General features: G+C 59.5%; 5 protein-coding genes. 3 read left to right on the forward strand and 2 right to left on the reverse strand.

Annotated elements, in window-relative coordinates; translation table 11 throughout:
• Both AAG799_RS21740 and AAG799_RS21745 read right to left on the reverse strand, forming a co-directional pair.
• Window positions 1-1,085 (reverse strand): ABC transporter permease (locus AAG799_RS21740; RefSeq protein ID WP_341899131.1); only part of this gene is annotated, 1,085 nt, incomplete at its 3' end.
• A 12-nt stretch (window positions 1,086-1,097) separates the two neighbouring features.
• Window positions 1,098-2,219: a BMP family ABC transporter substrate-binding protein gene (locus AAG799_RS21745; protein WP_341899132.1), complete on the reverse strand. Its 1,122-nt coding sequence runs from the start codon at window positions 2,217-2,219 to the stop codon at window positions 1,098-1,100.
• Window positions 2,220-2,552: 333 nt separating this feature from the next.
• Between AAG799_RS21745 and AAG799_RS21750 the strand changes: the two genes are divergently transcribed.
• From AAG799_RS21750 to AAG799_RS21760, 3 genes are all read left to right on the forward strand, one after another.
• Entirely contained in the window at window positions 2,553-3,404 is an 852-nt protein-coding gene (locus AAG799_RS21750; protein ID WP_341899135.1) for a sulfite exporter TauE/SafE family protein, read from the forward strand.
• 130 nt (window positions 3,405-3,534) lie between these two features.
• Window positions 3,535-5,004, forward strand: a complete 1,470-nt coding sequence (locus AAG799_RS21755) for a sensor domain-containing diguanylate cyclase (protein WP_341899136.1) — start codon at window positions 3,535-3,537, stop codon at window positions 5,002-5,004.
• A 128-nt stretch (window positions 5,005-5,132) separates the two neighbouring features.
• Entirely contained in the window at window positions 5,133-6,074 is a 942-nt protein-coding gene (locus tag AAG799_RS21760) for a UDP-glucuronic acid decarboxylase family protein (RefSeq protein WP_341899137.1), read from the forward strand.
• Window positions 6,075-6,406: the final 332 nt, after the last annotated feature.

Genomic DNA, 6,406 nt, shown 5'->3' on the forward strand with positions numbered 1-6,406 from the left:
TTCACCTTCTTCAGCCATGGCAGGCGGCCGTAGAGCACTTCGCTGGTCAGGATGGCGATGAAGATCATGCCCTGCAGCACCAGCACGGTGGCATCGGGCAGGCCCAGCCGGCGCTGCAGCAGGCCGCCGCTGGCGCCGATGCCGCCCAGCAGGATGGCGACTGGGATGATGGCGAGCGGATTATGCCGCGCCAGGAAGGCGACGAGAATTCCGGTATAGCCGTAGCCGACGACCAGCGATGCATTCGCCTTGCCATGCACGGCCGCCACTTCGACCATGCCGGCGAGACCGGCCGCTGCGCCGGCGAGGCCGCAGGCGACCAGAACGAGCTTGCCAACCGGAAGACCGACCATGCGCGCCGCCTTCACATTGCCGCCTGCCACCCGCATGCCGAAGCCGAAGGTGGTACGGTAGATCAGGATATAGGCCAGCAGGCAGGCGATGATGCCATAGGCGAGGCCCCAGTGGATGTCGGTGCCCGGAATGGTGCTGAGCATATTGGCATCGCCGATATGCGGAGTGGAGGGTTTGTTCAGGCTGGCCGGATCGCGCAGCAGGCCTTCGACGAGATGGTTGAACACGGCAATGGCGATATAGACCAGCAGCAGGCTGGCAATGGTTTCATTGACGCCGCGCCAGTGCCGCAATCCGCCGGCCAGTGCAATCCAGGCGGCCCCGGCCATCATCGCAGCGATCGCCATGGCCAGTTGCACCACCAGCGGCGCCGCATCGGGCAAGGCCTGGCTGATCGCGGCCGCGGCAAGACCGCCGATCACCAGCGCACCTTCGCCGCCAATCACCACCATGCCAAGCTGGGCGGGCAGGGCGCAGCACAGGGCGGTGAGGATCAGCGGTGCGGCGCGCGTCAGCGTGTTCTGCCAGGAGAACCATGAGCCGAAAGCGCCGGCATACATCAGGTTATACGTCTCAAACGGATTGACGCCGGCAAGGCTGACAAAGATGCCGAACACCACAAGGGCGCCGAGCACCGCAAGCAGCGGCACGGCGACGGCCTCGGCACCGCTGCGCAGGATGTCCTGCCAGCGGGCCGTGCCGTCGTCGAGTTTGACCGGGCTCGCCTCCACGTGGATGGCGGCTCAGGCGAGGGCGCCGAGCACGCCTTCAACCAGATAGTTCATCTTCTCCAGTTCGATATCGGTCTGGCCGCGTTCGGTGCCGGTACCAATCACGGTATTGCCCTTGTTGTCCTTGATCGGACCCTTGAAGATCACGTAACTGCCGGCGGTCAGCTTGGCCTTGATGTCATCGGCATGCTTACGTGCCTTCTCCTGCACCAGCGCGCCATAGGCCGAGGTCTTGACCACGCCTTCCTTGAGGCCGCCGCGGACCAGGTTCGGCAACTTCTCGCCGCCCTGCACCGATTTGGCCAGCTTGGGATACAGCGCTTCCCAGTTCCATTCGGCGCCGGTGAGATAGCCTTTCGGCGCCAGCTTGGACTGGTCGACGTGATAGCCGCAGACCATGATGCCGCGCTTCTCGGCGGTTTCGGCGATCACCTTCGGGCTGTCGACATGGCAGGTGACAACATCGACTCCCTGGTTGATCAGGCCGTTGGTGGCTTCGGCTTCCTTTACTGGCATCGACCAGTCGCCGGTGAAGATCACCTGCGTGGTGACATTCGGATTGGCCAGCTTGGCGCCGAGCGTGAAGGCGTTGATGTTGCGCAGCACCTGCGGGATCGGCTTGGCGGCGATGAAGCCGAGCTTGCCGGTCTTGCTGGTGTAGCCGGCGACGATGCCGCTGAGATACTGGGCTTCGTCGATATAGCCGAAATAGCTGCCGGCATTGGCCGGATCCTTGTCGGACCACAGGCCACCGCAATGAAGGAAGCGGACCTTCTCGTATTTCTTGGCCAGCTTGATCATATGCGGGTTGTAGTAGCCGAACGATGTGGGGAAGACCAAGGCGGCACCGTCGAGGTTGATCATTGACTCCATGGTCTTCTCGACCGCGACGGTCTCGGGCACATTTTCTTCTTCCAGCACCTTGAAGCCGCCGAGCTTCTTCAGTGCGGCGGCACCCTGGGCATGGGCCTGGTTGTAGCCGAAGTCATCGCGCGGCCCGACATAGATGAAGCCGATGGCGACATCCTTGGCATGGGCGGCGCTGAACGGCAGACCCGAGGCCAGGCTGGCGGCACCGAGGGCGGCGCTTCCCTGCAGCAAGCTGCGGCGGCTGAGTTTGAATCCTGACGTCATGACATTCCCCCTGTCCCGTTGGCTGAAGTGGTCTTCGCCTTATACGGGCAGCAAGAGTCGTGCCGCAATTTAGGCGGAATTAAAAAAGACAATTAAATCAATATATTATGATGAATTTCGAGAGCTGTATTAATTTGATCGCGAGTGAAGTTGAGTAATTTTTAATCAATATTTTGTGATTGTATGCACCTTTTCTATCCGCCCTCGATCCTACCCGTTGTCGCAGGCGCCGCCCCGGCCGACAATCTTTGTACCGACTCTATACCGCCTGCCCGGCCTGGCGTATGAGCAGCGCCGGGCCTTGTCGTTTCCCCCTTGTCCGAGACTGAAATCATGATCCTAGGCATTCCCTATACCGAGCTGGCCTGGCTGGCAGTGGCATTGCTCGCCGCGGGCGCCGTGACGGGCATTCTGGCCGGCGTGTTTGGCGTCGGCGGCGGCGCGGTCATCGTGCCGGTGCTGTATGAGCTGTTCACCCTGCTGGCAGTGCCGGAAGAGGTGCGCATGCCATTGTGTGTCGGGACGTCGCTGGCGGTGATCATTCCCACCTCGATCCGTTCGTTCAATGCCCATCGACGCAAGGGCATGGTCGACATGTCGATCGTGAAAATCTGGGCGGTTCCGGTGGTGATCGGCGTTCTGGTCGGCGGCGTGATCGCCCGTTATGCGCCGGCGGATGTGTTCAAGGCCGTATTCGTGGTGGTGGCCGGCCTGTCGGCCTTCCGCCTGCTGCTGGGCAAGGACAGCTGGAAGCTGGCCGAAGATATCCCCGGGCCGCTTGGCATGCGGGCTTTCGGTATCGTGATCGGCGTGCTGTCTGCCCTGATGGGCATTGGCGGCGGGCAGTTGTCCAGCCTGTTCATGACCTTCTACGGCCGGCCGATCCATCAGGCCGTGGCGACGTCTTCGGGGCTGGGGGTCATCATCTCGGTGCCCGGTGCGATCAGTTTCATTTACGCCGGCTGGCCGCGGGCCGCCGAATTCCCCGATGTGGCTGCGCTGCAGCCGCCATTGGCACTCGGCTATGTCTCGCTGATCGGCTTCATCCTGTTTGTGCCGACCAGCATCTGGACGGCGCCGATCGGTGCCAGGCTGGCGCATACATTGCCGAAGCGGAAGCTGGAGGTGCTGTTCGGCCTGTTCCTCACAGTGGTCTGCGCGCGGTTCGTTCTGAGCTTCTTCTGAGGCAGTGGTGTGCCATCCGGGTCAATGACGCAGGGGCAGGGCGGGGCAAAATATCCCCGCTGCCCCTGTACGAACCGCCCGTAATGCGCGTATCTCTGTGAGAGAAATTCAGTTGGGGGCTGGTGCGGGCATGCGGCTCGTCCTGAGTGACAAGCGTCTGCTGGTGGCGACGGTGACGGCGCTGCTGGTGATCGGTTTTCTGGCCACATCGCTGGCGAGCTATTTCGTCTCGCGCCAGTCCTTGCGCGATGCCGTCGTGCAGACGGAACTGCCACTCACCTCGGACAACATTTATTCCGAAATCCAGAAAGACCTGGTGCAGCCGATCGTCATTTCCTCGGTGATGGCGACCGATACATTTCTGCGCGACTGGGTGCTGGACGGAGAACATGAATCCGATCGCATAACGCAGTATCTGCGCGAGATCAAAGGGCGCTATGGTGCCGTCACCAGTTTCTTCGTTTCCGAAACATCGCGCATCTACTATCACGCCGATGGAATCCTGAAACGCGTCGATGAAAAAGAGCCGCGCGACGAATGGTATTTTCGCGTGCGCGAGATGACGCTGCCTTACGAGATCAATGTCGATCCTGATCTTGCCAATCAGGATACGATGACGATCTTCATCAATTATCGCGTGATGGATTACAGCGGAAACCTGATTGGTGTTGCCGGCATCGGCCTCACGGTCAACGCGGTACGGACGCTGATTGACGATTACCAGAGCCGCTTCGGTCGCACGGTTTATTTTGCTGACCAAGAGGGCCGCATCGTTCTGGTCGGCGCAGATAATTCTGTTCCCGAAAATGAGGTTTCGCAGCGTGGCACGCTTGCCGCGCTGAAGCCGGAATGGTCGCGTCGACTGACGCGGAACTTTGAATATGATTATCGCGGCAGTGCGCGCTTCCTCAACGTCCGTTTCATTTCCGAACTCGGCTGGTATCTGCTGGTCGAGAAGGAAGCGGACAGCGATCTCGCGCAGATCAGGCGCGCGCTCTATATCAATCTGATCATCTGCTTCGTGATCACGGCTCTGGTGCTGCTGGCGACCTGGCTTACCATCAACCGCTTCCAGCGCAGGCTGGAAGCAATGGCGATGACCGACAAGCTGACGGGACTGGCGAGCCGCCATGCTTACGATATTCTGGTCGACCAGGCGATGCGCGATGCGCGCCGTCTGAACCATCCGCTGTCGGTGGTGATGGTGGATGTCGATCGTTTCAAGACGATCAATGACAATATGGGGCATCTGGCAGGCGATCGCGTGCTGGTCGGCATCGCCAATGCGATTCGTGCCAGTTTGCGATCATCCGATCTGATCTGCCGCTGGGGCGGGGATGAGTTTCTCGTAGCGCTGCGTAACTGCGATCTGTTCAATGCCGAGCGCCTGGCCGAGACGATCAGGCAGACGGTTGAGGGCGCAGCCTTCAGTTTCAACGGTCACGCAATTTCCGCCACCGTCAGCGTGGGTGTTGCCATTCTGCGCAGCGATGATGATGCCGCCGGTTTCATCGGCCGTGCCGATGCTGCGCTGTATTCTGCAAAACAGGATGGCCGTAATATCGTGCGCTCCGATACGCTGATGCAGGCCGCGGACTGAACCGCAGCCGCCACCGGAGGCGGTGCAATTGTCAGTGGCAGCGCCTGGATGCTTGTGCCGGGGAAGGGGCCTCGGTAGGTTTGTGAATCGTCGGTGAGAATCCGACGTGAATCGCTTGGGGGGATCGAATGCGTGAGTCAGGTCGAGTTCTCATCACCGGTGGCGCAGGTTTTCTGGGCTCGCACCTGTGTGAACGGCTGATCAAGGACGGCATGGACGTCCTGTGTGTCGACAATTACTTCACCGGACGCCGTACCAATGTCGAAGCGCTGCTCAAGCATCCGAGCTTTGAGATCATGCGGCACGACGTGACATTCCCGCTCTATGTCGAAGTCGACCAGATCTACAATCTCGCCTGTCCGGCCTCGCCGATCCACTACCAGCATGATCCGGTGCAGACGACAAAGACCAGCGTGCATGGCGCGATCAACATGCTGGGCCTGGCCAAGCGTGTGCGTGCAACGATTTTCCAGGCATCAACGTCGGAAGTCTATGGCGACCCCCAGGTTCACCCGCAAACCGAGGAATACTGGGGTCACGTCAACCCGATCGGCCTGCGCTCCTGCTACGACGAAGGCAAGCGCTGCGCCGAAACGCTGTTTTTCGATTATCACCGCCAGCACAAGCTGAAGATCAAGGTCGGGCGCATCTTCAACACCTACGGCCCGCGCATGCATCCCAACGATGGCCGCGTGGTCTCGAACTTCATCGTGCAGGCGCTGCAGGGCAAGGACATCACCATTTACGGGAAAGGCACGCAGACCCGTTCATTCTGCTATGTCAGCGACCTGATCGAGGCTTTTGTGCGCCTGATGGCGAGCGGACCCGAGGTGACGGGGCCGATCAACCTGGGCAATCCGGTGGAATTCACGATGATCGAGCTGGCCGAAGCCGTATTGCGGCTGACGGGCTCGTCATCGAAGCTGATTTTCCAGCCTTTGCCCTCGGATGACCCGAAACAGCGCCAGCCGGACATCAGCAAGGCCAAGCAGGCCCTCGGCTGGGAGCCAAAAGTTAAGCTGGAAGACGGTCTCAAGGAGACCATCGCCTATTTTCGCTCCGTTATTTGAGCTGCCCGGGCGCAATTCTGACGAATTCTTGCAGTAATTGTTAGGTTTATTTGCCTATTTCCTGCATACAACGGGCAGCTTTCAGTTGTGTATCTGTCTCACGACCCGATTCGATGAATGCCACGTTTGAATTGATTATATATTTGAAATATAAGGAAAAATTAGACTTCACCGAAGACAGGTATTCTTTCTCAATGTCTTTTCTATTCGTAATCCGCCGTTTTCCTCCTGTCTCTCACTACGTTTGCATGACAGGTTTTTAAAACTAACGCGTGCAAATTCCTGCTTGCGTTAACCATCAAAATCAAATAGCTCTATTCATCGCGTACAGA

It is taken from the genome of Ferrovibrio terrae (genome assembly GCF_943371255.1).
GTDB classification, from domain to species: Bacteria; Pseudomonadota; Alphaproteobacteria; order Ferrovibrionales; family Ferrovibrionaceae; genus Ferrovibrio; species Ferrovibrio terrae_B.

Bases quoted from the DNA above. Each gene is read 5' to 3' on its own strand.
- AAG799_RS21755 (WP_341899136.1), top strand. From the start codon at position 3,535: ATGCGGCTCGTCCTGAGTGACAAGCGTCTGCTGGTGGCGACGGTGACG.
- AAG799_RS21760 (WP_341899137.1), top strand. From the start codon at position 5,133: ATGCGTGAGTCAGGTCGAGTTCTCATCACCGGTGGCGCAGGTTTTCTG.
- AAG799_RS21745 (WP_341899132.1), bottom strand. From the start codon at position 2,219: ATGACGTCAGGATTCAAACTCAGCCGCCGCAGCTTGCTGCAGGGAAGC.
- AAG799_RS21750 (WP_341899135.1), top strand. From the start codon at position 2,553: ATGATCCTAGGCATTCCCTATACCGAGCTGGCCTGGCTGGCAGTGGCA.